The organism is Bacillus subtilis subsp. subtilis str. 168 (assembly GCF_000009045.1).
GTDB classification, from domain to species: domain Bacteria; phylum Bacillota; class Bacilli; order Bacillales; family Bacillaceae; genus Bacillus; species Bacillus subtilis.
This window is the reverse complement of sequence record NC_000964.3, coordinates 2,036,027-2,060,787: the sequence shown is the minus strand read 5'-3', so window position 1 is coordinate 2,060,787 and position 24,761 is coordinate 2,036,027. Positions and strand designations below refer to the sequence as shown.

Here is a 24,761-nt window from a genome sequence, read left to right as displayed (position 1 = left end):
TTAATTATGAGTTAAATGGAAGTTGCTTTGGAAGTGACTAATGGATCATAAATAGTTAAAATCGTGATTTTAAACAAATAAATTAGGAGGGAATTATGGCTGACAGATATGTATTAATTGAAGTGAATGAAGACGGAGAAGGAAGGTTAAAAGATGAAGCTGTTACTTGGATTGACTTCCGATTAAGCATTGTAGATTTTAATGCCAGTGAAGGACTAAATCAATTAATGGAGCAAATATCAAAAGATGTGAAAGATGAGTTAGTTTTGGTTCTTTTTAATTATCGTGTTAAGTCCTCTTATGATTCTTGGAGTGGAGCAACTGAATATGAAGACTTCTTTGATGTTGAATTTTTCAAAGTAATTAAAAAGAATTATAAGAAGTTTTACCAAGGATTAGTGACAGTAGAATTAGATGTCGGTATTAATGGTTTTGACAATATTGAATCTATGCCAACCGACTCTAACCAAAACTATTATAGAAACTTAATTGCTGAGTGGGAAGAGTTTTACAATGAAGATTTTATCCCATTAAGTCTAAATAAAAGATAGTTTTTAACTAAACATATAAGGATGGATCGTTATCGATAAAAGTACACGCATCGATAACGATCGCAGAAGGGGATGTAAATTTCTATAGCGGCGTATTTTCTCGAAATAGCCTGGATACTTATTCTGCTTTGATCTGGATTTAAATACAGACCAAATTACAGCAGCTAGTGTATAATCCAGGACTTTATCAAAAGTCCAATTTGTAAAAAGATCAAGAAGAAAATTCATTAGCTTTCACCTCCAAGACAAAATTGTCCTATCTCTCTTAGATGGCATGTGTATGACACGCCTCTATAATTAAAAGAGTGAAATCCAATATGAAAATCTAAAAAGAATTGAAAAAACATAAAAAAAATATAAAGGGTGCAGTAAATGACGGAAATTAAAGCGAACTCAACTGTAATGATTCACGTACTGGCTGACGAAACACTTAGCAGCATCAAGCGCGAATACGTAGAGGTCGATCGTAAAACGGAGATTGGCGAGAAGATCATTATTGTTGATAAAAATGATCCAGATGATGAATACGAGAACGGAGCAATTTAATATGGATTTTCAATTTTCAAAATTGTAAGGTTAACTTATCTACCCGGAGGTGATGTTAGTGTATATAGGAAATGGCCATTACTGTTATTCAAATTCAACTGCAATGTTTCTTTCATCAATAGGAGAAAATGTATCTCCTCAACTTGTAGAGATATTAACTGGTGTTGGGTTAGGTGCCATGATAGAATATGAAAAAAACCTTTATTTTAGTATGAGAGATCCTGATGATGGTATCAATTATGCTTTAAACATCCTTGGATTTACTGCAGAAGAACATCAGCAAGCTAGTGACTTAGATGACCCATTTCCGTTATTAAAACAGCAAATCAAACAAAACCCTGTCATTCTAGGCCCTTTAGATATGGGGGAGCTAACATACCATCCGAATCATAAAAATTTAAATGGTTCTGACCATTATGTTCTAGGGTACCAAATGGATAATGAAAATATTTATGTGCAAGATCCAGCAGGCTTTCCATTTGTTCCATTATCACTGGACCAATTTAAGAAGGCTTGGATGGCGGAAAGGATTCCGTATAGGAAAGGAATCAATAAATATTGGTCTACAGCAAAAAAGGTTGTCACATTAGACAATAACGAAATATACGAGAGAGCAATTGATTATTTTAAGAGAACTTATCGGAAATTCGAAAAAGTGGATATAGGGTTAATTGGAAGGGAAGCAATTTGTTTTTATGCTGATCAATTATTAAATGCCCCTATTACAGCTGATACTATAAGGCATACAACATTCTTCCTTTTCCAATTAAGTGCAAGAAGGGCCAACGATTATGCAATGTATTTTAAAGATAGGCATTCACATTTATCAGTGTTGAAGACTGAACAGGCTAAGGTGTTTGGGATATGTCATTCTATGTCTGTAAATAAAGATTGGAAAGGTATATCGGAGAAGTTAATGAAGCTAGCCGATTTAGAGGATAATTTTAGATTGGAACTTTTAAAAGTCGGCTATTAATTATAGAGATTTCCACTTTAACAAACGGGGCGTTTGTTCAATAAAGGTCTCAATACATATTATATATATCAACTATGTATGAGCCCTTATTTTAATTTTAGTCTTGATAATTTAAGCTCAGTGATATAGCTCTCGTCATCAAAAGGCTCTTTTATTGAATGCAATAGCATTGGAGATACAAACAAAATACCACCTCCTACTTAGAACATATTAGCTAAGAGGAGGTGGTATATAAAGCGATATGGCAGTGGTACTTAATGGGATTCAATGAGCTCAGGTGAATTCACTAATGAAGATACCTGATATGCTTCCATGTCATCAGCATCATAAGGCAGCAACAAGCTTTGTAGATAATCAGGATCAGTATTTTTAGGATTTAGCCATTCCTTTTTGTTCTCATCAGTTAGGATAACTGGCATCCGATCATGAATGTCTTCCATAAGCTCACTAGGCTTTATTGTGATGATTGTGCAAGTGTACAACAGATTGCCTTCTAGCGTGTTCCACTTTTCATATAAGCCGGCAAAAGCAAAGAGATTCGACGATTTAAGTTTAATCCGCATAGGAATCTTAGTCTTTGGATCAAGGCGTTTCCATTCATAAAAACTGTCAGCCGGTATGATACAACGTTTGCTTCCGAGCGGCTTTCGAAAGCTGGGTTTCTCGGCCAATGTTTCAGCACGAGCATTAATCATTTTATAACCGATCTTTTCGTCTTTAGCACAAGGAGGGATAAGACCCCATCTAAGTTTACCCAGACGGTTATTAGATCCATCGTTGATAATTGTCAGGATGTTTTGTGAAGGAGCGACATTATAGCTAGGGTGATATTCACCTTCAGGTAAGAATTGATCTATGTTGAATTGCTCAATGATGTCATCAAACTCAGAAAATAAAGTGAACTTGCCACACATGTTCATCATCCTTTAGGGTTTTTGAATATTGTACAGGCTTGATACACAAAAATCAAAAAGGAGGAATGTGATGCAGCAGCAAACAGTTGAGGGTTAAGGAAGTTGAATGGAGAAAGAAAAGGTCAGTGATATTTATACAATACATTAAATAGTTTTTCTATAAATAGTTCTGATAGACTGTACAATAATAAGAACGCCCCCATATGGGGGCTTGGATCTGCTTAATAACCATTAAATCCCTTGATTTCAAAGTTTTCAGTATCGAGATTTAGGCTATTCAATTGCTTTAACAACACCTCGAATTTTAAGCAGTCACCGTTTCTTAATTCTTCTGGAATATCTTCAGGATTTGCAGTTTTCATTCCATTCTCAATCCACTGTTTTCGGTATAACTGAATTGCAGCGTCAATTAAATAATCTGGAGTTACAATAAAACCTAAGCTTACGTCATGATCTTCACTGTAGCCGTATTCAAAATCACAGCAAGGGCAGATATCAAATGTTTTTTGATACTCACCATCATTGTTTAATGGGTTTTGAATTAATCCTTTATATCCGCAAATTAAACATGTATATAATTTTGGCATAGCAATCCCTCTTTATATATTTATAGTTCCTATTGATTTTTATAATAATTATAACCAGCCTTTTTATTTGGATGTTTTGGCTTAAAGTAAGTTATTATAGTGTCCTTATTACCTGAGCGTTCCACAGATAAAAATTCATTTGTCTTTTTATTATACTTATACAAAGGGATTGAGACAGTTGCAAGGAATGGTGAACCGTACACAGTTTTGAACGATTTGCTGTTTGCTGCAGGCAATTTACATATTGGTCTGGGGCACGATTATTTAAAGTGCATTGCCTTACTAATCAATGTCAAAAGATTTTTTAGTTTAACAGAGTCATATGGAAATATTTCAGATAAATTAGCTGTTGTTGCTATGAAAGGTGTGCAATTTGATCAGTTTGAAGAAGCTTACAAAGCTTATAAAGAAACAGTTGCAATAAATCAAAATAGCTTAGTGGACTTTTTAAGTGCTTTAATTACTCTGATAAAAGCAGGTGAGAAGCTACAAAAAGCTGGTGAAAGTTTAGCTATCATCATGAATAAACTTCTTGAAATGAGTCCAGAAAATTCAATGAAATAATTGTTTTATGCAAAAGCCCTTATGAGGGCTTTTTTAATTGTTGTTTGCAGTAACCAACTTCAAAATTTTCCGTATAGGATCTAATATCTCAGGGGTAAGTTTATATCCATCCCAGTGAATATCTGGTTTTTCTAAAAACTCTTTTAGATTTTTTCTTTCCACTTTAGGATCAGGATCATCTGTTAATCCAAGTATGTAATCAACTGAAACATCATATAGTCTAGCTAAAATAACCAACTTGTCCAATGGTGGTTTTTTGCTTTCAGCTTCATACCCGCCGTAACTTGATTTTGCAATTCCAATTTTCTCAGCTAACTGTTCCATTGTTAATTTGTGTGCCTTTCGTAATTGCCGTAATCTTTGGCAATACATTTTGAATAAATGCCTCCCAAAACCATCTAGTTCAATTATATGAGCTTTCATTTCTCAATAAAATAAAAAATCTCAAAAGAATTTCAAAATTTTCACGATTTCTGGCGGAAAATGCATTATAATGTGAAAGCATTACTTTAAAAATGGTAGCAATGAACTAGGAGGAAGTCATGGTAAGCAAGAAGAACAAAATTGTAGCGGCATTATTAGCATTTTTCTTCGGGGGTCTGGGAATACATAAGTTTTATTTGGGAAGAGTAGGACAAGGTATTCTATATATTTTGTTTTGCTGGACTGGTATCCCCTCTATTATCGCATTTATTGAATTCATTATTTTTCTTTGTGGTAGCGAAGAAGGGTTTGATCAAAAGTACAATTTTTATTACTTTCAGCAGCAATCTAAAGCTTAATTTTAAAGAGGGATATACAGTCCCTCTTTAAATAAAAAAAGAAAGTTAAAGATATTTATTTTGAATTGGAGGCTCGGTTACATCCCACAGTTACCCTGATTGTCAATTCTTTTTTTTCTTTTTCAGAGCCCTTTCAAATAAAAATCTTGCAACTTCTTTGTAAAACTGATCTAAGCTATCATCCTCAAATTTGGTCAATAATTTTAATTGAGCAGTTCTTTCTTAGTATAACCTTAATTGTTTTCTTCTTCAGTTCTTCATATTCTTCATAAATTTGCTTCCCTTCATTAGACAAGCGGCAGCTACAATAATTTCACAATCTCTAATGTATATCTCCTTTATTTGAAATGGTTCAATGGGAATTCATTGCAGATATTACTCCATCTGAATTAGAAACAAGAATTGTGATCCTGCGAAAAAAGGATCAGGATATGGTGGAAGAAGACCACTTATAATGTGTTTCTAGGTATTTGTAATTGAATTACAAATACTTTTAATATTTGCTCATGAATTCGTGGTATTATACTGAAGGGGACGATCAAAAGCTTTGGCGTTAGTAATTAAGAATGTTTTAAATGTATACGAGTGCTACCTCAAAGTCGGAAAAAATATTATAGGAGGTAACATATGTTTAAGTTTAAAAAGAATTTCTTAGTTGGATTATCGGCAGCTTTAATGAGTATTAGCTTGTTTTCGGCAACCGCCTCTGCAGCTAGCACAGACTACTGGCAAAATTGGACTGATGGGGGCGGTATAGTAAACGCTGTCAATGGGTCTGGCGGGAATTACAGTGTTAATTGGTCTAATACCGGAAATTTTGTTGTTGGTAAAGGTTGGACTACAGGTTCGCCATTTAGGACGATAAACTATAATGCCGGAGTTTGGGCGCCGAATGGCAATGGATATTTAACTTTATATGGTTGGACGAGATCACCTCTCATAGAATATTATGTAGTGGATTCATGGGGTACTTATAGACCTACTGGAACGTATAAAGGTACTGTAAAAAGTGATGGGGGTACATATGACATATATACAACTACACGTTATAACGCACCTTCCATTGATGGCGATCGCACTACTTTTACGCAGTACTGGAGTGTTCGCCAGTCGAAGAGACCAACCGGAAGCAACGCTACAATCACTTTCAGCAATCATGTGAACGCATGGAAGAGCCATGGAATGAATCTGGGCAGTAATTGGGCTTACCAAGTCATGGCGACAGAAGGATATCAAAGTAGTGGAAGTTCTAACGTAACAGTGTGGTAACAGATCATCCTTAATCAGGGGTAGCTAACGGGCTGCTGATCGTTCCTTGAGAAGTTTTATAATCAATGATTATTAAAATCGTTAGTAATGGTTAAAGGTTGTTTTCTACTAGGTGAACGGCCTTGGAATTGCTGGAGGTAGGGTATTCTCCATCTGGTTTTAAAACTTTCCCTATAGGTTAATAGAATGGTATTTAAATGAGAATGCTATCAATTTTTTGTAGTCAGCGCTTGCTCACAACAGACACCTTTACATAACCCTTCTTTATCAAACATAAGCCTTATTCAAAATAAAAATATCTAGTAGTTAACCAGATCCTCATAACTTTATACTAGTTAAAGGTGGGACTGTTAAGAACAAAAAGTCCAATTTATGAATGGGGACTCTACGAACAAAGCAAGTAAGTTCAAAAAGAACCCAACTTTAGGATTTCCTTAGAGGATTGAATCAGCTCAAACCAAGTTTTTTAATGCGACTAGCTATGGAAATTAAGAAAAGAACCTGGTGAAATTTCCCAGGTTCTTTTTATATTGCACAAAAACAGACACGGTGATATAATCACACTACGTGCGCTTTCTAGTTAAAAAGTTATAGATATCCATCTTATAATTTTATTATATCCTGCTAGGAAGCTCTTGTCAATATTTTTTTTTGAAGGGGAGATGTAGAATGAGTTCTTTGGTTCTCGGTTTACATGAAATTGAAAAAACACAGCTTTCGCTCGTTGGAGGAAAAGGGTTACATTTAGGGGAATTATCAAAAATTCAAGGTATACAAGTACCAGAAGGATTTTGTGTCACAACAGTAGGATATCAAAAAGCCATCGAACAAAACGAAACGTTACAAGTGTTGTTGGATCAATTGACCATGCTAAAAGTTGAGGACCGAGATCAGATTGGTAACATCAGCCGGAAGATTCGGCAAATCATTATGGAAGTAGACATTCCTTCCGATGTTGTGAAAGCAGTGGCTCAATATCTCTCCCAGTTTGGCGAGGAACATGCCTATGCCGTGCGTTCTAGTGCGACTGCTGAGGATTTACCACATGCTTCTTTTGCCGGTCAACAAGACACCTATTTAAATATTACCGGCGTCGATGCAATCTTGCAGCATATCAGTAAATGCTGGGCGTCCCTATTTACGGATCGCGCGGTTATTTACCGTATGCAAAATGGATTTGACCACAGCCAAGTCTATTTATCCGTTATCGTTCAAAGGATGGTTTTCCCTCAGGCTTCGGGGATTTTATTTACCGCTGATCCGATTACCTCCAACCGAAAGGTGTTATCCATCGATGCCGGTTTTGGACTTGGTGAAGCACTGGTTTCTGGCTTGGTATCTGCCGATTGTTTTAAAGTACAGGATGGGCAAATCATCGATAAGAGAATAGCAACTAAAAAAATGGCTATCTACGGACGAAAAGAAGGCGGAACAGAAACACAGCAGATCGATTCTGATCAGCAAAAGGCTCAAACACTGACTGATGAACAAATTTTACAGCTGGCACGCATTGGAAGACAGATCGAAGCTCATTTCGGCCAGCCGCAAGATATCGAATGGTGTTTGGCCCGCGATACTTTTTATATTGTACAGAGTCGTCCAATCACTACTTTATTCCCCATCCCTGAAGCGAGTGACCAAGAAAATCACGTCTATATTTCTGTTGGTCATCAACAAATGATGACGGATCCCATAAAACCACTGGGATTGTCTTTTTTTCTGTTGACGACTGTTGCACCCATGCGTAAAGCCGGTGGAAGGCTATTTGTTGATGTCACACATCATCTGGCATCCCCTGACAGCAGAGAAGTTTTCTTAAAAGGCATGGGGCAGCACGATCAGCTCTTAAAAGACGCACTTATGACCATAATAAAGCGACGAGATTTCATAAAGTCGATACCAAATGATAAAACAGCACCAAATCCCAGCAGAGGCAATGCAGATATGCCGGCTCAAGTTGAAAACGATCCGACAATCGTGTCTGATTTGATTGAGAGCAGTCAAACATCGATAGAAGAGTTAAAACAAAACATCCAAACGAAATCAGGATCAGATTTATTTCGTTTTATTCTGGAAGATATTCAGGAATTAAAGAAGATTTTATTTAACCCAAAAAGTTCGGTTCTAATTCGAACTGCTATGAATGCTTCATTATGGATTAACGAAAAAATGAACGAGTGGTTAGGTGAAAAAAACGCAGCAGATACGCTTTCTCAATCTGTACCCCATAATATTACTTCAGAAATGGGTCTTGCGCTATTAGACGTCGCAGATGTGATTCGTCCTTATCCAGAGGTAATTGATTACTTACAACATGTAAAAGATGATAACTTTTTGGATGAACTGGCTAAGTTTGATGGCGGAAGCAAAACCCGAGACGCGATCTATGATTATCTCAGCAAATACGGAATGCGATGTACCGGAGAGATTGATATCACAAGAACTCGATGGAGCGAAAAACCAACTACACTTGTCCCAATGATTCTTAATAATATTAAAAATTTTGAGCCTAATGTCGGCCATCGGAAATTTGAGCAAGGGCGACAGGAAGCTTTGAAGAAAGAACAAGAGTTATTAGATCGATTGAAGCAATTACCGGATGGTGAACAAAAAGCCAAAGAAACAAAACGAGCGATAGATATCATCCGGAATTTCAGCGGGTTTAGGGAATATCCAAAATACGGCATGGTTAATCGATACTTCGTTTATAAGCAGGCTTTACTGAAAGAAGCCGAACAACTCATAGAAGCGGGCGTTATTCATGAAAAAGAAGATATATACTATCTCACTTTTGAAGAACTTCACGAAGTCGTGCGCACACATAAACTGGATTATCAAATCATCAGTACACGAAAAGACGAGTACACATTATATGAAAAACTATCTCCACCACGTGTTATCACGTCTGATGGTGAAATCGTTACAGGTGAGTATAAACGAGAAAATCTCCCAGCCGGAGCGATTGTAGGTCTACCTGTTTCCTCCGGAGTTATAGAGGGGCGAGCGCGTGTCATTTTAAACATGGAAGATGCGGATTTAGAAGATGGAGATATATTAGTTACCTCCTTTACCGATCCAAGCTGGACACCATTGTTTGTATCCATAAAAGGCCTAGTCACCGAAGTTGGGGGGCTGATGACCCATGGAGCTGTTATAGCCCGTGAATATGGCTTACCTGCAGTTGTTGGCGTTGAAAATGCTGCCAAGCTGATAAAAGATGGGCAACGAATTCGCGTTCATGGTACAGAAGGCTACATTGAAATCTTCTAATGTCTGATGTGTGTAGAGAACCGTCAGATATTCCGCCATCAGCCCTAACTAGAAGTTGGGAGGCTGCATTTGTACCGAATGATAAAGTTCCCGTTGAACTAACGAAGATCGATAGCACATTAAGAAAAGCTGGAACCTCTTTGAGGAGGTCTGGCTTTTCAATATAAAATTGGCGTAGTGTACAAAAGCCGTATTTTGCGGGCGGCACTTCTTTAAAGTGAATTTTTTATTACCAGCATTTAAAACCAAACTTTAGATTTTGTTCGTGTCAAAGAGAACTGGAGAATGTTGATGTTGTATTTGATAGGGGACCACATAGAAAGAAATACCTTGCTTAAAACAAGAGAAAAAGGAGCTAAAAAGCTCCTTTATAAGTTTAAACAACTTTTGTATAAATAGCCGTGTAAAACCCGATTGAGTAATCAAAATAATGACGTGTAAGCGTATAAGTATAACCGTTGTATTCTATTGTTGGCTGGAAGTCCATTGGCAGAGGACTAATGCGGTATATAGTGTCATAATCATATTCTTCATTTTTTACTGCAACCTCAGACGAAGTGCCAGCAGCCAATGCGGGAACCGCGGATATTAGCATGCCAAAGGATAAAGCAGAACTCAATAAGATTTTCCTAATCTTCAATTACATCAACTCCATTTACAATTTATACATATATTATGTTGTAATTGGAAGTTATTTTGGAAGTGAATAATGGATCATAAAAAAAGTAAAAATCTCGATTTTAATGGAAGTTGCGATAGTAAACGACAGTAAGGATAAGTATATTTATGCTGGAATCCAGAAAGAAGCGGCCTTCAATAATATATTTGAAAGCGCAAAAATGAGTAAGCGGATAATATCGAGGGCTACCACATGCAAATATTTGAGAAAGAATAAAAAGAAGGTTGAGGAATTGGAGAATGAGTATGCTGCTGTTATGAATTGCAAAAAGAAGTAGATGGGTTGGGTGATATCCTGTTGTTTATTTTAAAGATGAGTTTAAAGAGGAGGAAGAAAGATGCCTAAAATCGGAGTAAGCTTGATAGTGCTCATTATGCTCATTATTTTCCTTGCAGGCTGCAATAAAAATGAACAAAACGGAGACGAAACAAAGATGCAGAGCCTAGTAGGCTATGTCGTGCTTAAAGACAATGAAAGGGCAATTCTCATTACCGATACAAAAGCTCCAGGAAAAGAAGATTACAATCTTTCTGAAGGACAACTTATGAACAAGTTTAAAAATAACATAGTAATTGTAGGATTAAGTGAGATTGATAACACAGATGATCTCAAAAGAGGTGAAAAAATAAAAGTGTGGTTCCATACACGAAAAGAGTCAAATCCACCAAGTGCAACGATACAAAAATATGAATTATTATAAAAAAATTGTTGAATTCTCATATAGATAACCTCTGAGACAACAAATGTTGTTCTATTGCATTGAAACTGCCAGTGACCAATATCAAGTTCAGTTATGTTAATTCAAGTGGTTTGATATGTTAGTGTCTTCGAACGAGACGAAATATTGGAAGTGAGTCCGGATATTCATGAGTATTACAAATTGGTCACAGAATAAGAGACTTAAGAGAGTTGTCTGCATTGTATGTTCACTTGTATCTTTATAATGGCTTGCACTAAGGAGTATATTCTTGGAAGAAAAGAAAACGGATTTTAGGGTGCTTAGTCTTAATTCTTGTCAGATTCAAACTTTACTTGTTCCATAAAATGAAAACTTGCTGTTAATTATAATAATGTTTAATTTTGTGGTGTTTAAATATATGATTCTAGAGGTCTTATGAAAGAACCGTTCATCAAAAAATGAACGGTAGAAGTTAAAAAAGTAATGTCTTTTCCTTTGTGGCAAAAGGCTAAACATATTATTTGAGATCGTTAAGGACGACTTTTGCAGCCTCAGCGATAAGAGCATTATCATAATTAGCATCTTTCGTAAAGCGGTTTGACAGAATTGCCACAACAATAGGAGCTCTGTTTGGCGGCCAAACGATAGCAATGTCGTTTCGTGTCCCGTAACTTCCGGCTCCGGATTTATCGCCGACTTCCCATCCTATTGGAGCGCCTGCCCGAATCAGTTCGTCACCAGTAGCATTGCCTCGCATCCAATCGGTTAAGATCATGCGTTTGTCAGTCGTGAGAGTGTTATCTAAAGTGAAGGCTTTAAGATCGGTTGCCAGTGCTTTTGCGGTGCTGGTGTCACGAATATCACCAGGAATCGCAGAGTTTAGATCCGTCTCGAATCGTTTAGCTTTCGTTACATGATCCCCAATCTGTTTCAGTGACTTTTCAAAACCTTTAGGGCCGCCAAGCTGTTGCAACAAGATGTTCCCAGCGGTATTATCGCTGTAACGGATAGCCGCTTCCGAGATTTCTTTTAGGCTCATGCCTGTATCTAGGTGTTTCTCTGTGATTGGAGAATATGTAACAAGATCGTCCTTGCTGTAGTGGATGACTTCATTAAGTTTTTCAATTGAGTTTTTCTTCAGGACAGCAGCTGCGGCTAGAACTTTATAGGTTGATGCGTAAGCAAATCGTTCATTCGGCCGATAGGCGATTGTCTTGTTTGAACCTATATCAATTGCATAAACACCAAGCCTGGCATCAAATTTTTTCTCAAGTTGAACAAATTTTTTATTCGTTATACAGCTTGCCATGTTTGTGTCTTCTATGGATTTTGCTTCGGCATGTGTTGAGTTGAAAAAAGGTGTGAAACCAGTAATGCTTAAACATAAAAGCCCAACACATATTCCGAATTTTATTGACGCTTTAGTTTTCAACTTCATCAGGCCTCCTCATTCAAATGATTTTGTATTACCTTTGAAATGTTTCCCATGACAGTTAGTGTAACAAACCCCTTTGCGCTAGTAAACATAGAATCAATTGATCTTATATTTTTATAAGTTGGGAGAACAAGGGCATAAGAATAGAATCAACAAAAAAGCTGACAATGACTGTCAGCAAAGTCATCTATTAGAAAGCTTTATCAATTGTGATTGGAGTGTTATTGGATGCAAACGAGAAAAGTTTATCTCTACGTATTTCACACAATGTCAGACTGGGAATATGGATATTTAATTGCGGAACTAAACTCAGGGAGATACTTTAAACAAGATGCAGCATCTTTAAAAGTAGTTACAGTAGGGGTTAATAAAGAAATGATAACTACGTTGGGAGGATTAAGCATAAAACCAGATATTTCTCTTGACGAATGTACTCTTGGGAGTCAAGATCTTATCATTTTACCCGGAGGAAACACTTGGGGAGAAGATATTCATCAGCCGATCTTGAAAAAAGTTGGCGACGCTTTAAAGCTCGGCACGACTATTGCTGCAATTTGTGGGGCAACCTTGGGCCTCGCGAATGAAGGATACTTAAATTCGAGAAAGCACACAAGCAATGACCTCGACTATATGAATATGGTCTGCCCTAATTACAAAGGAGAAACATTCTATGAAAAGGGGCCTGCAGTATCTGATGAAAATTTGGTTACTGCATCAGGAATTGCTCCTCTGGAATTTGCGGTAGAAGTATTGAAAAAATTAGATGTATTTGCACCAGATACATTGCGTTCATGGTATAAGCTAAATAAGACTCAAAAGCCTGAATATTTCTTTGAGCTAATGAATACAATAAATCGATAGAAAACACTTTAGCAGTTTTTTGTAGTGCTCCTGAACTTATAGGAGCATTTTTTATATGTGTCTAGGAGCTAAATAAAGAAATGCAGAAACTTTTAAAAAGAATATAGATTGGTAAGCCTTATTTCGAATAGAGGTTGATTTGGGTTAAAACTGTTCTTATTAAGGCTCATTTCATGGTGCTAAAGATTCATTTGGAGAAGACTGTCTTGATCAGAAAAGACCCTTCCAATATATTGAAGTAAAAGATATCGGGAGGAACTCTTTTGAAAAAGATGTTGATGTTAGCTTTTACATTTCTTTTGGCTTTGACTATCCATGTAGGGGAAGCTTCGGCCGTTATCGTGAAAGATGAGGAGAAAGTGAGTTTTACAATGACAGAGAATGAAAAATGGTTTATGAAGTCTGATGACCTAAATTCAAACCATTGGACATCTCACTTTGGGTACAGATTCACCATTTTCGATACTGAAGGATGTACAATTAACGCAAGAATCATGCGAATGACTTTGTCAGGATATGAAATAACCGTTAGTGAAAAAAACTTCTCGGGGGATCATTTTGATTTTAGTGCAACTGATCGAGTTGAGACGATGCCTTATAAGACTCATTATTTGATTTTGACAAAAGATCCAGATTGCGGAGATGTTAAAGTAAAAGGTCTATACGGTTTTCAGTTTGATCAGCCAGAATGGTAATAAAAAAGTATCTGGATTCTCACCAGCCTAAACGCCAGCCAAGCTAATGTCTACATGCAGACATTAGCTTTTTTCATTGTTTAATAGGCTGTCGTCAGGATTCTAGAAGACTTTCTCGTAATAGTCTTCTCCTGTCACATGAAGCCCAAATGACAGGGGAAATGTATATCATTCACACTTTCCGTCGTGAAAATGTAAATGTATTCATAAAAATCCCGCAGCATATCAGCAGTGCGCCGAGGATAATATTGATGGTGATCTGTTCGTGCAATTGCAGCCATCCAAAGAATAGGGCCAATACGGGAACAAACATTAATGCCATGGATGCTTTTGACGCTTGGATTTGATTGAGCACCCAAAACCATACGACAAAGGTAAAGCCGGTGGAAAGCAAGCCATTAAACAGCAATGACCACACCGCCTGATATGTCCACTCGGCTGAAGGGACCGCCTCAAATATAAAGGAAAACACCAATAACATGACGGCTCCCATCATAAGGTGCCAGGCATTCATGTGAATAATATCGATATGCTTGAATTGTAGCTTGCTGAACACATTCGCGATTCCCCAGCTAAGCGCTGCCACAAGTACGCACAGCTCCCCAAATAAAGCGCTTTGATCGATATTGAGCATTTCCTTTCCAAATATAAATAACAGTCCGAAGAGGCCGCAGACCAGTCCCATCGTTTTATACACATTCATTTTCTCGTTTAATGAAAAATGGCTGATCACCGTAACAAATATAGGCATTGTATATACCAAAACAGAGGTTTTCCCTGAATCGACAAACTGCATTCCATACGTCAAAATCCCCATATAGCCCAGCCCCATCAACAGGCTCATGATGATATAGCTTTTGAGATGTTCTTTTTGAATTGAAAGCTTTTTTCTTTGGATGAAGAGAATGAGAAATAAAGGAACTGCTCCGATGAACAGGCGCAAACCCGAAAATAAAAGCGGGGGGATGTCATGAATTCCTACTTTCATCGCAACCCAAGTATAACCCCAAATAAGTGTGACAGATATGATTCCCAGCATAACTTTTACCATAATGAAGCCGCCTTTCTTGTTAAAATATCGTGCTGGTTTCTATCATATGTTACATTTATGTATAACTGAAATACATTTTTATTATTGGGGGTATAACCAAATGGTTATGAACATGAACCATCTTCACATATTTGTAAAAGTTGGGGAGAAATTAAATATTACAGAAGCGGCAAAAGAATTGTTCATCTCTCAGCCGGCGGTAAGTAAAGCGATAAAAAACCTGGAGAGCTCACTGCAGCTCAAATTATTGATCAGGGATAAACATCATGGTTTAATGCTGACTGACATCGGAAAAGAAATATTGCTGCTGGCGAGGCAAATGAAGGGAATTGAAAGCAAAATATATCAAGTAGCCAACCGGGAAAACAAGCTGTTAAACGGGAAGGTGAAAATTGGTTCATTTCCTGCAGTTTCAACAAATATCATGCCACAGGCGATTGCGGCATTCAGATCAAACTACCCGCTGATCCGCATAGAATTGATCGAAGGAACCTCTGACCAAATAAAAGGATGGGTTGAAGATCGGACGGTTGATATCGGGATCGCAGCATCTCCATTTGAACCGTTTGAAAATCAGCTATTGTGTAACGACTATATGGTGGCCGTCATCCCGCCGCAGCGTGACGAATTAAAACTTGAAAAGCATGTCGACCTTGAAACATATCAAGATGACCTCATTTTTTGTAAAGGCGGTCATGAAATCGCGATGTCAAACGCATTTTCGCAATACAACATCGAATTAAAGGAAAACTTAACTGTGCAAAATGCCGAAACCTTGATTAATATGGTCAAAAATAACTTGGGTATCGGCATCATTTCAAACTTTACACTTTCATCCGTCCCGCATCAATTGATTAAAAAGGACATCTTTCCTAGGGTCACACGCGATATTGGCGTCATCGCACATTCATTTGAAGAGATAACGCCGGCGGCGCATGAGTTTGTCAAAGTGTTGAAAGCAGTTGTAATCTGAATCAGTTATCGTGTTGCGATGAAATTTGAAGAAGATGAATACTCACCGGCAGAGTTACATAAAAGAAAAAAGCAACCATTTGAACGTTGCTTTTCACTCTATTTGGGAGCTTGTATGCGTATGCTAAGAAAAAGATTCATCCATCTCTGCCTTTGTGGGACTCTGCTCCTTAACTTGTTTTAATGATGCTACTATAAGAAAGCTAACAATCACTAGCAAGAGCCATGAACTTACCTTTCCAAGGTGTACGAGACTCCATGTATCGATTTGGTTTGGATATTTCCAAGCTCCAAAAAACGTAGCGATATTTTCCGCTATCCATATAAAAAATCCGATGAGTATAAAAGAAAGTGCGAGCGGCATACGGTAACGAGCTCCATTCACCTCGTATGTAACCCATGTTTGCCAAAAGACAATGATGACAAGCCCTGATAACCACCATCGAATGTCTATAGAAAAATGGTGGGTGAAAAAATTCAAATAAATCGCTGCGGCAAGCGGAACAACTGCAAAAAAAGACGGCCACTTAACCAGTTCAACCTTAAGCCTTCTCCATGCCTGGCACAAATAACTGGCTACACTTGCGTACATAAAGCCGCTATACAAAGGTACTCCAAATATTTTGGAGTATCCTTCTTCTGGATAAGACCAGGAGCCCATATGGACTTTAAAAAGTTCCAGAGCAAGCCCAATAAGGTGGAATAATGTGATCACTTTTAATTCATCCCGTGTCTCAAGACCGGAACGCACCATCCACAATTGCATGAGAACGCAGATAATGAGCAGCCAGTCATACCGCGGCAAGAAGGGCAGTGGGATGATTTGCGTAATAGCCAAAGAGGCAAAAATAACGGCAGGAAACAAACATGAAAGGGCTTGTTCCCAGCCAAAATGGACGATTTGTTTTATGGCTCTCATGATGTATGCCTCCTCCATAGTTGTGTTCTTCGTGTATGAAAGGGACGCTTAGTATAGCAGCTAGATGGATATAAGTTTATGTCCATAAGCTCACCGCCAATCACTTTATTTTTCTGTTGATCCTTCATATTTTTTCTTTACGAATCCTGTGTCTTCATCACTTCGGTATTCCAATATATCCCCGGGCTGACATTCTAAAGCCTTGCAAATCGCTTCTAAAGTTGATAATCGAATAGCCTTTGCTTTTCCGTTTTTTAATATCGAAAGATTAGCCATGGTGATGCCAACTCTCTCTGAAAGCTCTGTTACGCTCATTTTCCTCTTAGCAAGCATCACATCAATGTTGATAATAATCGCCATGTCATCACCTCAGACCGTTAAGTCATTTTCTGATTTTATATCAATCGCTTCTTTTAACAGTTTTTGAAGAACAGCAGCAAAGACCGCAATCACCATTGAAGCAAAAATAATAACCAATCCGATCACAATGATACCCGGGGCGTCGTCTATCTCGGCCATCAGATAAAAGACAGGCATGCCTGCTGCGTAAAAGATACTGATAGTGACTGCGCAATATTTTATATTCTTCAAAGCTCTTACAGACAAACCCGAGAAAGCTTTGTTTTTGTCAATATAGCTTAAAAGTTTGAACGCTTGATAAAGAGCAAAGTAAAAAGGTATCGCCGTTACATACAAATAGATGAAAACGAGATATTTTATATAAGCGATATTTGGAAATAATTCTGCTGAATAGTTGGCTACCTTAGGCACTAAAAAAATGCATAAAGCAAGAATTGGAATTCCAATAAGAACCAAAGCTATCTTTAAAAAAATTGTCGACATTCGATTCATAACAAGCACCTCATTTATTTGTTGTCTAATTGAATGTAACAAAAAATTTATCGTTTCTCAATAAAAAAATATTGAAATGGATTGATTTTTTGTTGTTATAGGAGACCCTTTTCATTTTTGACAAGACAAAAAAGCATCCCTCATCACTGGGAGATGCTGAACTACTTCAAACTTGCCGACTGAATGAACCGTGTGCCTCAGTGAGCTCAGGGATCGGTGTGAACATAAAGCTAAGCTCTTTTATGAAGGTTTTTATCAACGTCTAAAGATTCAAACAAACGATGGGAAGAAATACATCAAAGGATAAGCGGCTGTTCATACTAATGATTGGGAGGTAAACCGACTTATGATACAAATTTTGATCACTGGTCTTTTTTTATTGGCTCAGCCGAGTGAGCCGCAGGACAGTTTAACGGTCACACAGCAAGGACGGACGATTGCCACTGTTAACCGTGAAGACTTTACAATGCCTCTTCCCGGCACTCCAATGGTTGACTATGAAAAATACAGTAAATTCATCAAACAGCTTGATCAGAAAGTGTACCGTGAGCCGATAAATGCTGTCCTTAACGATCATGGAAGCATCGTCCCGGGCAGGGTTGGCTACAAACTGTATCAACAGGCGTTTATGGAAAAGTTTTATGCGTATTTTTATGGGCAAGGTCCCTCCAAGATAGAAGTGCCGGAAATGAACATTTATCCGAAAGTTGACAGCGAGCTGCTAGCTCACATCAGTACGCAGCAGCTTGGTCAGTACGTGACGTATTTTAACTCAAGCAATAAAAGCCGTTCACACAATATTTCTCTTTCTGCAAAAGCAATCGACAATCACGTTGTTTTCCCTAATGAGACGTTTTCGTTTAACCAAGTTGTGGGAATGAGAACTCGGAACAAAGGATATAAAAGTGCACCCATTATTGTAAAAGGGGAGTTGTCTGAAGGTGTAGGAGGAGGAATTTGTCAGGTGTCCTCAACTCTATTTAATGCAGTAGATCGTGCAGGACTGCAGATCGTTCAGCGCTATTCTCATACTAGAAGTGTACCATATGTACCGCCCGGACGGGATGCGACGGTAAGCTGGGGAGGTCCTGACTTTCGCTTTCAAAACCAATATAACCAACCAATCTTAATTCGGGCAAAAAGGTATGGGGGAAGTATGATTATTACGCTATACTCTTCTGATGTGATTAACAGCAGATTGAGAAAAATCCCCAAAGCTCCTTCTCGGATACCGAAAGAAATAAATGCAGAGCAGTAAAGACAAAACCTCAGGTAAGGTTTTGGTTAAGAGAGCTTGTAGATTGCTCAAAATCAATTCTTTAAGGAGCGGCCAGTGAAAGGAAGGAGGGATAAATGAAGTGAAAAGGGTATTATTTTCTGTAATTGTTTTTACAGCAGTTGGATTTACGTTTTGCCAATCAAAAGCGCATGCCCTGACTTTTACGGTGTTGCCTATTACACAAAAAACAGACCAGTGGTCAGTAAAAGTAAGTGAAGCAAAAAATGTAAAGGAATTTACGAGACCTCATAAAGGAGAATATCAAGTATATTCCTTGGAAGTCAAAAATATAGGGGAAAAAGCAGCTACAGTGGATGTGCAATTGTATAGAAATGACCCTAATTCAATCACAAGGTTTTCGCTTTTTGGATGTCCCGATGAAAATTGTGTCAAACCAAAAGAAGATTCTAAAATGTTAGCTGAAAGTTTAAATGATGGCTCACCGCTGAAGTTCAATCATTTTATGCTGGCAGATAAGGCCTCTGAATTAGAGGTTGTTATAATTTGGACACAGAAGGGGCAAGAAGGACGCAATTTAAAACAGACCTTTAAATTCACTGAAGATGGCGTTAATTAGACAGTAAAGATGGAATGGCTTTGATGATTCGATCTCTTACTTTGCCTGAGGAAAAAACGAAAAATTGTTGGAAAACCAATCATAGCTGAGTCAAATGTCAAAGTGACTGTGATTAATGACTATAGAGAAGAACCAGAGGAGGCCTTTTGGATACTTTATCCGATGGGAGTGAAATGTTTGTCGATGATCACAAAGTCTTTATTGAATACGAATAGAGACTTTGTGACTGATTGCGCATTTCAACTTAACATTTTACTGATAATGACAGTGAAACCTAAACAAGTGCAACCTGTTTCATCATTAAAAACCGCTAATTTCAAAATTTTCTATGTCAAGATTTAGTTTTTTCAATTGTTTCAACAAAACTTCAAATTTTAAGCAATTGCCATTTTTCAATTCTTCTGGAATATCTTCCGGATGAGCAATTACCATCCCGCTCTCAAGCCATTGTTTGCGATACAATTGAAATGCAGCCTCAATTAAATGATCAGGAGTTACAATAAAACCTAACCTCACATCATGATCCTCACTGTAGCCAAATTCAAAACCGCAACATGGACAAATGTCAAACGTTTTTTGATACTCGCCTTTATACAAAGGATTTTGAATTAATCCTTTGTATCCGCAAATTAAACAAGAATAACATTTTTCCACCAAGTTTAATTCCCCTTTTATCACTTATTTACTATTGCTGTCCCGTAACAAATATTACTTCAAATAAAAAACTTCGTGTACTGTATTTATAGCATAAGCAGTGCATCTAATCCTCAAAGATGAACACACTTTGGATTTGAAATGGGTGATATAGGAATCAAGATAATATCTGAATAAAAGAAGGGTTTTACAGTTAATTGGCAAAATGGAAAAGAAAAAGTATTTAAGTTGGAACGGGTATTTATTCTATTAGGCATGTAAAGTGTGAAGTTGAATTCCATGTAATTATGTTAAAGGGGGGAAAGAGGAGATGTGCTACATTGAAATCACAAAGGACAATATTGAAGACAATCATATTTGCTGTGCATTAAGCACGAAACAATATGAGCATGCAGTTAATGAAAAGAAGAGATGGCTCAAAGCTCGAATGGATGAAGGATTGGTGTTCTATCGCTTACATGAACGGGCAAAAGTCTTTATTGAATACCTACCTGCGAATGAGGCATGGGTGCCTATCAATGCGCCTAATTTTATGTACATTAATTGTCTGTGGGTGTCTGGCAGATATAAAAATAACGGTCATGCGAAACGATTGTTGGACAAATGTATAGCAGATGCGAAAGCGTGCGGCATGGATGGCATTATCCATATCGCAGGCAAGAAAAAACTGCCCTATTTAAGTGATAAGCATTTCTTTGAGCATATGGGGTTTACTCTACAAGATGAAGCTGCCCCTTATTTTCAATTAATGGCTTTGACTTGGAATGGCCTTGCAGATTCTCCTGCATTTAAGAGCCAGGTGAAAAGTGATTCTATCAATGAAAAGGGGATTACGATATACTATACAGCTCAGTGTCCGTTTGCAGTGGGCATGATAAATGATTTGCGGGAATTGACTGAAAAGAAAGGGGTTCAATTTCAGTCAATTCAGTTATCATCGAAAGAAGAGGCACAAAAGTCACCAGCTATTTGGACAACTTTTAGCGTTTTTTTTGATGGGAGATTTGTGACTCACGAGATCATGAGTATAAATAAATTTGAAAAGTTACTTAATACACTAGCTTGATTTTTAATAATAAAAAGCCATTTTAAGGTTCTTGACTCAATGAAACAAAAAATGCATTTAAGAGCTGTTATACGTTTTAATCTTGTCTTTAGAAAGCACTTTAATTTAAGTCAAAAGTTTAGACAGTCATCTGTTAGATCATTAGCCCTTTCTTATTTTCTTTTCGGTAACATTTTGATCGTATTTTCCTACTAAAAAGTTAGGAAAGTGAGGAAAAACATGAGAAAAAAGAACAATATTAAGAAATGGCTATTGATCATTGCTGGATTCTTGATCATCTGCATCATCACATTATTTGTAATGGTGTCAGGGAACAAAGTGAAATATGAGGGCAGCGGGAAAAGCGGACTGTGGATGTCTAACCTTGAAAAATCAGACAAAACTTCAATTGGACCCAATTATTTTCTAAATCTATATTGGCAGGGGAGTAAGAAGGAAGAAAAGTGGACTGTTGTTGAAAGAATTACTCTGTATGTAGATGGCGAAAAGTATCAAGATGATAACGTAGATGAGTACGACTTATCGGAGTACACAGGTGATGAAATGCCGGGTGGGGGACGCATGGAGGACCATATTTCCACCTTTGATTATATGCCTGAAGATGAAGTGATAGGTCATGATGTATTAGTAAAAGTGGAGTGGAGGACAGGCCAGAAAAAACAGACAGAAGCAATCAAATTACATAAGAAGCCATGGTATAAAAAATAGTTTATTTGATGTATTTGTGATCACATTGGTGGTCACTTTTTTATTTGCGGATTCCTAGGCACAGCAATCTAAGATTCTGCATAGGCTGAAATAAAATCTTGTTCATTTCTAAAACGAGGTGCATGCTGTTGGAACAACAACCAATCAATCATGAAGACAGAAACGTGCCGCAGCCTATTCGAAGTGATGGAGCTGGAGCTATTGATACAGGCCCGCGAAATATAATACGGGATATTCAAAATCCGAATATATTTGTTCCGCCTGTTACAGATGAGGGTATGATTCCTAACTTGAGATTTTCATTCTCAGACGCTCCCATGAAATTAGATCACGGCGGCTGGTCAAGAGAAATCACCGTAAGACAGCTTCCGATTTCGACTGCGATTGCAGGTGTAAACATGAGCTTAACTGCGGGAGGCGTCCGCGAGCTTCATTGGCATAAGCAAGCGGAGTGGGCTTATATGCTTTTGGGACGGGCACGTATCACCGCTGTTGACCAAGACGGACGAAATTTCATTGCTGATGTTGGTCCCGGCGACCTTTGGTACTTCCCGGCAGGAATTCCGCATTCCATACAGGGATTGGAACACTGCGAGTTTCTGCTCGTTTTCGATGATGGGAACTTTTCTGAGTTTTCAACGTTAACCATTTCAGATTGGCTTGCACACACACCAAAAGATGTTCTGTCTGCAAATTTCGGTGTCCCGGAGAATGCTTTCAACTCTCTTCCGTCTGAGCAAGTCTATATCTACCAAGGGAATGTGCCGGGATCAGTCGCCAGTGAAGACATTCAGTCACCATATGGAAAAGTCCCCATGACCTTTAAACACGAGCTGTTAAATCAACCCCCAATTCAAATGCCAGGGGGGAGTGTACGAATTGTGGATTCTTCTAACTTCCCAATTTCAAAAACGATAGCCGCTGCACTTGTTCAGATTGAGCCTGGCGCGATGAGAGAGCTTCATTGGCATCCCAATAGCGATGAGTGGCAATATTATCTAACAGGACAGGGACGAATGACGGTATTTATCGGAAATGGGACTGCCCGCACATTTGATTATAGAGCAGGCGACGTTGGATACGTGCCTTCTAATGCCGGACACTATATACAAAACACTGGTACAGAAACATTATGGTTTTTAGAAATGTTCAAAAGTAACCGCTATGCAGATGTGTCACTCAATCAGTGGATGGCATTGACGCCTAAAGAATTAGTACAAAGCAACTTGAATGCTGGATCAGTCATGCTTGATTCTCTGCGCAAGAAGAAAGTGCCTGTTGTGAAATATCCCGGTACGTAAAGACGTAACAGATCACACAGCTGCCCTTCATATCTTTTTAAAGTAGATAGAGCTGAATTTTGGCCTGTGTTTTATTAAATCCCTATATATACGTTATGTAGGGTTTTTCTGCTTGAATCGTATTGTAATGAGCTTTAAAATGTTAATGTGGAAATGAAATGGTAACCATTCGATAATGGGGATTCAATGGCCGATTTCTACCAGTTTGATTGGCTTTAAAGGAGGAGAAGAAATGAAAGCACTCATATTTTTATCCAGTTTGACTGCCATTGGGAGCTCTATATTGGGGCGATGGTTAGGGATGCTGGATGATTCTTATGCTGTTGGCGATGCTTGGTTTATAGGTGTTTTAGCTGGATTGATTTCACTTCTAATATTGATTGACAGTCAAACGATGACAAAGAATTACATAGTAAGTTTAAGTACGATACTAGGCATTCTTGGAGTGGGATTTATATATTTTCCAGCTGCATTCATCAACATATTATTAAGTATTACACTGGATAAACAAAAGAAAGAAGACCTTCATGTAAGATGAAAGAAATTTCATTTAATTCTTAGGAGGGAAAGTGTATGGATTTACCTCTATGGGCTTATATCATATTTGCAATCCACAGGTGCGGCAGGTTTCATAAGTTTAATGTGGTTCAGTTTTTTTGCTGACAAAATAGAAAAGTGAAGCGATTTTATAAAAATGTAAACTATTTTATATGAAAGGAATAACATTGCTTATTTAAGTTTACATAATAAAATTATTTCAAACTGATGCTAAAGATAACTAATTGATCTATGTACTAAATATTCATAATTACTAGAGGGATTGGCACCTAAGGAACAAAGCTATTTGACAAGTTCTTGCTAGAGAATTTTTTCAATCACTACATATGATTTTCTGCATCAAGAAGCTCAGCTGAATTATTTTTGGGTGAATTTACTAATGATGAAACCTGGTATGCTTCCATGTCATCAGCATCATAAGGCAGCAGCAAACTTTGCAGATAATCAGGGCTTGTATTTTTGGGGTTAAGCCACTCCTTTTCATGATCATGGGCCAATATAACCGGCATTCGGTCGTGTATATCTTTCATGAACTCATTAGGCTCAGTTGTTATGATGGTGCAGGTATAAAGAGGGTATCCTTGATGTGTGCTCCACTTTTCATATAAGCCAGCAAACGCAAAAAGAGCAGATGATTTCAATTTGATCCGCATTGGGATTTTGGTTTTGGAATCAAGCCGTTTCCATTCATAAAAACTGTCTGCTGGTATGATGCAGCGTTTGCTGACAAGCGGTCTTCGAAAGGCCGGTTTCTCGGTAATTGTTTCGGCTCGAGCATTGATCATTTTATAACCGATCTTTTCATCTTTTGCCCAAGGTGGAATAAGTCCCCATCTAAGCTTGCCTAAGCGATTATTTGATCCATCATTGATGATTGCAAGGATGTTTTGTGATGGTGCGACATTATAGCTTGGCTGGTATTCACCTTTAGGAAAAAATTGATCGATGTCAAACTGGTCAATAATATCATCAAATGCAGAGTACAAAGTAAACCTGCCGCACATATCCATCATCCT

31 protein-coding genes, 1 pseudogene and 1 other annotated feature are annotated in these 24,761 nt (G+C 37.7%); of the genes and pseudogenes, 20 read left to right on the top strand and 12 right to left on the bottom strand.

Going from position 1 to position 24,761, the window contains the following annotated elements:
• Window positions 1-95 precede the first annotated feature (95 nt).
• A complete protein-coding gene (yozJ, locus tag BSU_18900) occupies window positions 96-551 on the top strand; it encodes a hypothetical protein (protein ID NP_389771.1) in 456 nt (151 codons plus the stop codon).
• Between the two features lie 3 nt (window positions 552-554).
• Here yozJ and yozX read toward each other — a convergent pair whose 3' ends face one another.
• The gene (yozX, locus tag BSU_18899; protein ID YP_003097738.1) at window positions 555-779 is read right to left on the bottom strand and encodes a putative phage protein; putative defective prophage 6; all 225 of its coding nucleotides are present in this window, start codon (window positions 777-779) and stop codon (window positions 555-557) included.
• Between the two features lie 144 nt (window positions 780-923).
• On the opposite strand from yozX, the gene yozW reads away from it, so the two are divergent.
• Together yozW and yobF are read left to right on the top strand one after the other, a co-directional pair.
• Window positions 924-1,097, top strand: a complete 174-nt coding sequence (yozW, locus tag BSU_18898; protein YP_003097737.1) for a hypothetical protein; putative defective prophage 6 — start codon at window positions 924-926, stop codon at window positions 1,095-1,097.
• Window positions 1,098-1,149: 52 nt separating this feature from the next.
• Window positions 1,150-2,073: a hypothetical protein gene (yobF, locus tag BSU_18890; RefSeq protein ID NP_389770.1), complete on the top strand. Its 924-nt coding sequence runs from the start codon at window positions 1,150-1,152 to the stop codon at window positions 2,071-2,073.
• Between the two features lie 254 nt (window positions 2,074-2,327).
• Here the strand turns inward: yobF and yobE are convergent, their stop codons facing one another.
• Both yobE and yozI read right to left on the bottom strand, forming a co-directional pair.
• Window positions 2,328-2,987 carry a putative SOS response associated phage protein; putative defective prophage 6 gene (gene yobE / locus BSU_18880; RefSeq protein NP_389769.1) on the bottom strand — a complete coding sequence of 220 codons (660 nt, stop codon included), beginning with the start codon at window positions 2,985-2,987 and terminating at the stop codon, window positions 2,328-2,330.
• 221 nt (window positions 2,988-3,208) lie between these two features.
• Window positions 3,209-3,574, bottom strand: coding sequence for a conserved hypothetical protein; putative defective prophage 6 (gene yozI, locus BSU_18870; protein NP_389768.1), 366 nt, complete (start codon window positions 3,572-3,574; stop codon window positions 3,209-3,211).
• 207 nt (window positions 3,575-3,781) lie between these two features.
• On the opposite strand from yozI, the gene yozH reads away from it, so the two are divergent.
• Window positions 3,782-4,138 carry a hypothetical protein; putative defective prophage 6 gene (gene yozH / locus BSU_18860; protein NP_389767.2) on the top strand — a complete coding sequence of 119 codons (357 nt, stop codon included), beginning with the start codon at window positions 3,782-3,784 and terminating at the stop codon, window positions 4,136-4,138.
• Window positions 4,139-4,171: 33 nt separating this feature from the next.
• Here yozH and yobD read toward each other — a convergent pair whose 3' ends face one another.
• Window positions 4,172-4,510 (bottom strand): transcriptional regulator (phage-related, Xre family); putative defective prophage 6, encoded by a 339-nt coding sequence (gene yobD, locus BSU_18850; RefSeq protein ID NP_389766.1) that lies wholly within the window; start codon window positions 4,508-4,510, stop codon window positions 4,172-4,174.
• A 170-nt stretch (window positions 4,511-4,680) separates the two neighbouring features.
• Between yobD and yozV the strand changes: the two genes are divergently transcribed.
• The 3 genes from yozV to yppS all read left to right on the top strand — a co-directional run bounded on the left by yozV (window position 4,681) and on the right by yppS (window position 9,459).
• Window positions 4,681-4,920 (top strand): putative phage protein; putative defective prophage 6, encoded by a 240-nt coding sequence (yozV, locus tag BSU_18849; RefSeq protein YP_003097736.1) that lies wholly within the window; start codon window positions 4,681-4,683, stop codon window positions 4,918-4,920.
• 627 nt (window positions 4,921-5,547) lie between these two features.
• Window positions 5,548-6,189, top strand: a complete 642-nt coding sequence (gene xynA / locus BSU_18840; protein NP_389765.1) for a secreted endo-1,4-beta-xylanase — start codon at window positions 5,548-5,550, stop codon at window positions 6,187-6,189.
• Between the two features lie 669 nt (window positions 6,190-6,858).
• Window positions 6,859-9,459: a putative PEP-dependent enzyme gene (gene yppS, locus BSU_18830; protein NP_389764.1), complete on the top strand. Its 2,601-nt coding sequence runs from the start codon at window positions 6,859-6,861 to the stop codon at window positions 9,457-9,459.
• A gap of 376 nt (window positions 9,460-9,835) precedes the next feature.
• Here yppS and yobB read toward each other — a convergent pair whose 3' ends face one another.
• On the bottom strand, window positions 9,836-10,099 hold the full coding sequence (gene yobB, locus BSU_18820; RefSeq protein NP_389763.1) for a putative transcriptional regulator from bacteriophage; putative defective prophage 6: 264 nt from the start codon (window positions 10,097-10,099) through the stop codon (window positions 9,836-9,838).
• 103 nt (window positions 10,100-10,202) lie between these two features.
• Window positions 10,203-10,415, top strand: a sequence feature (Evidence 5: Unknown function; Product type h : extrachromosomal origin).
• On the opposite strand from yobB, the pseudogene yozU reads away from it, so the two are divergent.
• Both yozU and yobA read left to right on the top strand, forming a co-directional pair.
• Window positions 10,203-10,415, top strand: a pseudogene (yozU, locus tag BSU_18819). It overlaps the preceding feature by 213 nt.
• Window positions 10,416-10,475: 60 nt before the next feature.
• A complete protein-coding gene (gene yobA, locus BSU_18810) occupies window positions 10,476-10,838 on the top strand; it encodes a hypothetical protein (RefSeq protein ID NP_389762.1) in 363 nt (120 codons plus the stop codon).
• A gap of 496 nt (window positions 10,839-11,334) precedes the next feature.
• Here yobA and penP read toward each other — a convergent pair whose 3' ends face one another.
• On the bottom strand, window positions 11,335-12,255 hold the full coding sequence (gene penP / locus BSU_18800; RefSeq protein NP_389761.1) for a beta-lactamase precursor (putative hydrolase): 921 nt from the start codon (window positions 12,253-12,255) through the stop codon (window positions 11,335-11,337).
• Between the two features lie 225 nt (window positions 12,256-12,480).
• Here penP and yoaZ point away from each other — a divergent pair, with 225 nt between their 5' ends.
• Together yoaZ and yoaW are read left to right on the top strand one after the other, a co-directional pair.
• Window positions 12,481-13,113 carry a putative factor of the oxidative stress response gene (gene yoaZ, locus BSU_18790; protein NP_389760.1) on the top strand — a complete coding sequence of 211 codons (633 nt, stop codon included), beginning with the start codon at window positions 12,481-12,483 and terminating at the stop codon, window positions 13,111-13,113.
• A gap of 263 nt (window positions 13,114-13,376) precedes the next feature.
• On the top strand, window positions 13,377-13,808 hold the full coding sequence (gene yoaW / locus BSU_18780) for a biofilm forming exported protein (protein ID NP_389759.1): 432 nt from the start codon (window positions 13,377-13,379) through the stop codon (window positions 13,806-13,808).
• A gap of 172 nt (window positions 13,809-13,980) precedes the next feature.
• On the opposite strand, the gene yoaV is transcribed toward yoaW, so the two are convergent.
• Window positions 13,981-14,859 carry a putative modified amino acid or TCA compound efflux permease gene (gene yoaV / locus BSU_18770; protein NP_389758.1) on the bottom strand — a complete coding sequence of 293 codons (879 nt, stop codon included), beginning with the start codon at window positions 14,857-14,859 and terminating at the stop codon, window positions 13,981-13,983.
• A 100-nt stretch (window positions 14,860-14,959) separates the two neighbouring features.
• On the opposite strand from yoaV, the gene yoaU reads away from it, so the two are divergent.
• Window positions 14,960-15,832 carry a putative transcriptional regulator (LysR family) gene (gene yoaU / locus BSU_18760; protein ID NP_389757.1) on the top strand — a complete coding sequence of 291 codons (873 nt, stop codon included), beginning with the start codon at window positions 14,960-14,962 and terminating at the stop codon, window positions 15,830-15,832.
• A gap of 123 nt (window positions 15,833-15,955) precedes the next feature.
• On the opposite strand, the gene yoaT is transcribed toward yoaU, so the two are convergent.
• The 3 genes from yoaT to yoaS all read right to left on the bottom strand — a co-directional run bounded on the left by yoaT (window position 15,956) and on the right by yoaS (window position 17,602).
• Window positions 15,956-16,750, bottom strand: coding sequence for a putative integral inner membrane protein (yoaT, locus tag BSU_18750; protein NP_389756.1), 795 nt, complete (start codon window positions 16,748-16,750; stop codon window positions 15,956-15,958).
• Between the two features lie 105 nt (window positions 16,751-16,855).
• Window positions 16,856-17,110 (bottom strand): putative antitoxin of a toxin / antitoxin system; putative transcriptional regulator, encoded by a 255-nt coding sequence (gene yozG, locus BSU_18740; protein NP_389755.1) that lies wholly within the window; start codon window positions 17,108-17,110, stop codon window positions 16,856-16,858.
• Between the two features lie 9 nt (window positions 17,111-17,119).
• On the bottom strand, window positions 17,120-17,602 hold the full coding sequence (gene yoaS, locus BSU_18730) for a putative toxin of a toxin / antitoxin system (RefSeq protein ID NP_389754.1): 483 nt from the start codon (window positions 17,600-17,602) through the stop codon (window positions 17,120-17,122).
• A 346-nt stretch (window positions 17,603-17,948) separates the two neighbouring features.
• Here yoaS and yoaR point away from each other — a divergent pair, with 346 nt between their 5' ends.
• The 3 genes from yoaR to yozT all read left to right on the top strand — a co-directional run bounded on the left by yoaR (window position 17,949) and on the right by yozT (window position 19,800).
• Entirely contained in the window at window positions 17,949-18,860 is a 912-nt protein-coding gene (gene yoaR / locus BSU_18720) for a putative factor for cell wall maintenance or synthesis (protein ID NP_389753.1), read from the top strand.
• Window positions 18,861-18,960: 100 nt separating this feature from the next.
• A complete protein-coding gene (gene yozF, locus BSU_18710) occupies window positions 18,961-19,458 on the top strand; it encodes a putative lipoprotein (protein NP_389752.2) in 498 nt (165 codons plus the stop codon).
• 102 nt (window positions 19,459-19,560) lie between these two features.
• Window positions 19,561-19,800 carry a conserved hypothetical protein (putative phage origin); putative defective prophage 6 gene (gene yozT, locus BSU_18709; RefSeq protein ID YP_003097735.1) on the top strand — a complete coding sequence of 80 codons (240 nt, stop codon included), beginning with the start codon at window positions 19,561-19,563 and terminating at the stop codon, window positions 19,798-19,800.
• Here yozT and yoaQ read toward each other — a convergent pair.
• On the bottom strand, window positions 19,759-20,115 hold the full coding sequence (gene yoaQ, locus BSU_18700) for a hypothetical protein (RefSeq protein NP_389751.1): 357 nt from the start codon (window positions 20,113-20,115) through the stop codon (window positions 19,759-19,761). The genes yozT and yoaQ overlap by 42 nt on opposite strands.
• 307 nt (window positions 20,116-20,422) lie before the next feature.
• On the opposite strand from yoaQ, the gene yoaP reads away from it, so the two are divergent.
• The 5 genes from yoaP (at window position 20,423) to yozS (ending at window position 23,725) form a co-directional block, all read left to right on the top strand.
• Complete coding sequence (yoaP, locus tag BSU_18690) at window positions 20,423-21,178, top strand: hypothetical protein (protein NP_389750.1); 756 nt, start codon at window positions 20,423-20,425, stop codon at window positions 21,176-21,178.
• Window positions 21,179-21,217: 39 nt separating this feature from the next.
• Window positions 21,218-21,373: a hypothetical protein gene (locus tag BSU_18689; RefSeq protein YP_009513964.1), complete on the top strand. Its 156-nt coding sequence runs from the start codon at window positions 21,218-21,220 to the stop codon at window positions 21,371-21,373.
• Between the two features lie 24 nt (window positions 21,374-21,397).
• Window positions 21,398-21,886, top strand: coding sequence for a hypothetical protein (yoaO, locus tag BSU_18680; RefSeq protein ID NP_389749.1), 489 nt, complete (start codon window positions 21,398-21,400; stop codon window positions 21,884-21,886).
• Between the two features lie 122 nt (window positions 21,887-22,008).
• Window positions 22,009-23,187, top strand: a complete 1,179-nt coding sequence (gene oxdD / locus BSU_18670; protein NP_389748.1) for an oxalate decarboxylase (Mn2+-dependent); spore constituent — start codon at window positions 22,009-22,011, stop codon at window positions 23,185-23,187.
• Window positions 23,188-23,419: 232 nt separating this feature from the next.
• Complete coding sequence (gene yozS / locus BSU_18669; RefSeq protein YP_003097734.1) at window positions 23,420-23,725, top strand: putative permease, phage-related; defective prophage 6; 306 nt, start codon at window positions 23,420-23,422, stop codon at window positions 23,723-23,725.
• A gap of 340 nt (window positions 23,726-24,065) precedes the next feature.
• On the opposite strand, the gene yoaM is transcribed toward yozS, so the two are convergent.
• Window positions 24,066-24,749 (bottom strand): putative SOS response associated protein; defective prophage 6, encoded by a 684-nt coding sequence (yoaM, locus tag BSU_18660; RefSeq protein ID NP_389747.1) that lies wholly within the window; start codon window positions 24,747-24,749, stop codon window positions 24,066-24,068.
• Between the last annotated feature and the right edge of the window lie 12 nt (window positions 24,750-24,761).

Coding starts and splice junctions, on each gene's coding strand:
- yobE (NP_389769.1), bottom strand. CDS start 2,987: ATGTGTGGCAAGTTCACTTTATTTTCTGAGTTTGATGACATCATTGAG.
- yoaS (NP_389754.1), bottom strand. CDS start 17,602: ATGAATCGAATGTCGACAATTTTTTTAAAGATAGCTTTGGTTCTTATT.
- yppS (NP_389764.1), top strand. CDS start 6,859: ATGAGTTCTTTGGTTCTCGGTTTACATGAAATTGAAAAAACACAGCTT.
- yozG (NP_389755.1), bottom strand. CDS start 17,110: ATGGCGATTATTATCAACATTGATGTGATGCTTGCTAAGAGGAAAATG.
- yobD (NP_389766.1), bottom strand. CDS start 4,510: ATGTATTGCCAAAGATTACGGCAATTACGAAAGGCACACAAATTAACA.
- oxdD (NP_389748.1), top strand. CDS start 22,009: ATGCTGTTGGAACAACAACCAATCAATCATGAAGACAGAAACGTGCCG.
- yobF (NP_389770.1), top strand. CDS start 1,150: ATGTTAGTGTATATAGGAAATGGCCATTACTGTTATTCAAATTCAACT.
- yoaV (NP_389758.1), bottom strand. CDS start 14,859: ATGGTAAAAGTTATGCTGGGAATCATATCTGTCACACTTATTTGGGGT.
- yozX (YP_003097738.1), bottom strand. CDS start 779: ATGAATTTTCTTCTTGATCTTTTTACAAATTGGACTTTTGATAAAGTC.
- yoaU (NP_389757.1), top strand. CDS start 14,960: ATGGTTATGAACATGAACCATCTTCACATATTTGTAAAAGTTGGGGAG.
- yoaP (NP_389750.1), top strand. CDS start 20,423: ATGTGCTACATTGAAATCACAAAGGACAATATTGAAGACAATCATATT.
- xynA (NP_389765.1), top strand. CDS start 5,548: ATGTTTAAGTTTAAAAAGAATTTCTTAGTTGGATTATCGGCAGCTTTA.
- BSU_18689 (YP_009513964.1), top strand. CDS start 21,218: ATGAAACAAAAAATGCATTTAAGAGCTGTTATACGTTTTAATCTTGTC.
- yoaZ (NP_389760.1), top strand. CDS start 12,481: ATGCAAACGAGAAAAGTTTATCTCTACGTATTTCACACAATGTCAGAC.
- yozI (NP_389768.1), bottom strand. CDS start 3,574: ATGCCAAAATTATATACATGTTTAATTTGCGGATATAAAGGATTAATT.
- yozV (YP_003097736.1), top strand. CDS start 4,681: ATGGTAAGCAAGAAGAACAAAATTGTAGCGGCATTATTAGCATTTTTC.
- yoaT (NP_389756.1), bottom strand. CDS start 16,750: ATGAGAGCCATAAAACAAATCGTCCATTTTGGCTGGGAACAAGCCCTT.
- yoaO (NP_389749.1), top strand. CDS start 21,398: ATGAGAAAAAAGAACAATATTAAGAAATGGCTATTGATCATTGCTGGA.
- yozS (YP_003097734.1), top strand. CDS start 23,420: ATGAAAGCACTCATATTTTTATCCAGTTTGACTGCCATTGGGAGCTCT.
- yoaM (NP_389747.1), bottom strand. CDS start 24,749: ATGTGCGGCAGGTTTACTTTGTACTCTGCATTTGATGATATTATTGAC.
- yozJ (NP_389771.1), top strand. CDS start 96: ATGGCTGACAGATATGTATTAATTGAAGTGAATGAAGACGGAGAAGGA.
- yobA (NP_389762.1), top strand. CDS start 10,476: ATGCCTAAAATCGGAGTAAGCTTGATAGTGCTCATTATGCTCATTATT.
- yoaR (NP_389753.1), top strand. CDS start 17,949: ATGATACAAATTTTGATCACTGGTCTTTTTTTATTGGCTCAGCCGAGT.
- yozW (YP_003097737.1), top strand. CDS start 924: ATGACGGAAATTAAAGCGAACTCAACTGTAATGATTCACGTACTGGCT.
- penP (NP_389761.1), bottom strand. CDS start 12,255: ATGAAGTTGAAAACTAAAGCGTCAATAAAATTCGGAATATGTGTTGGG.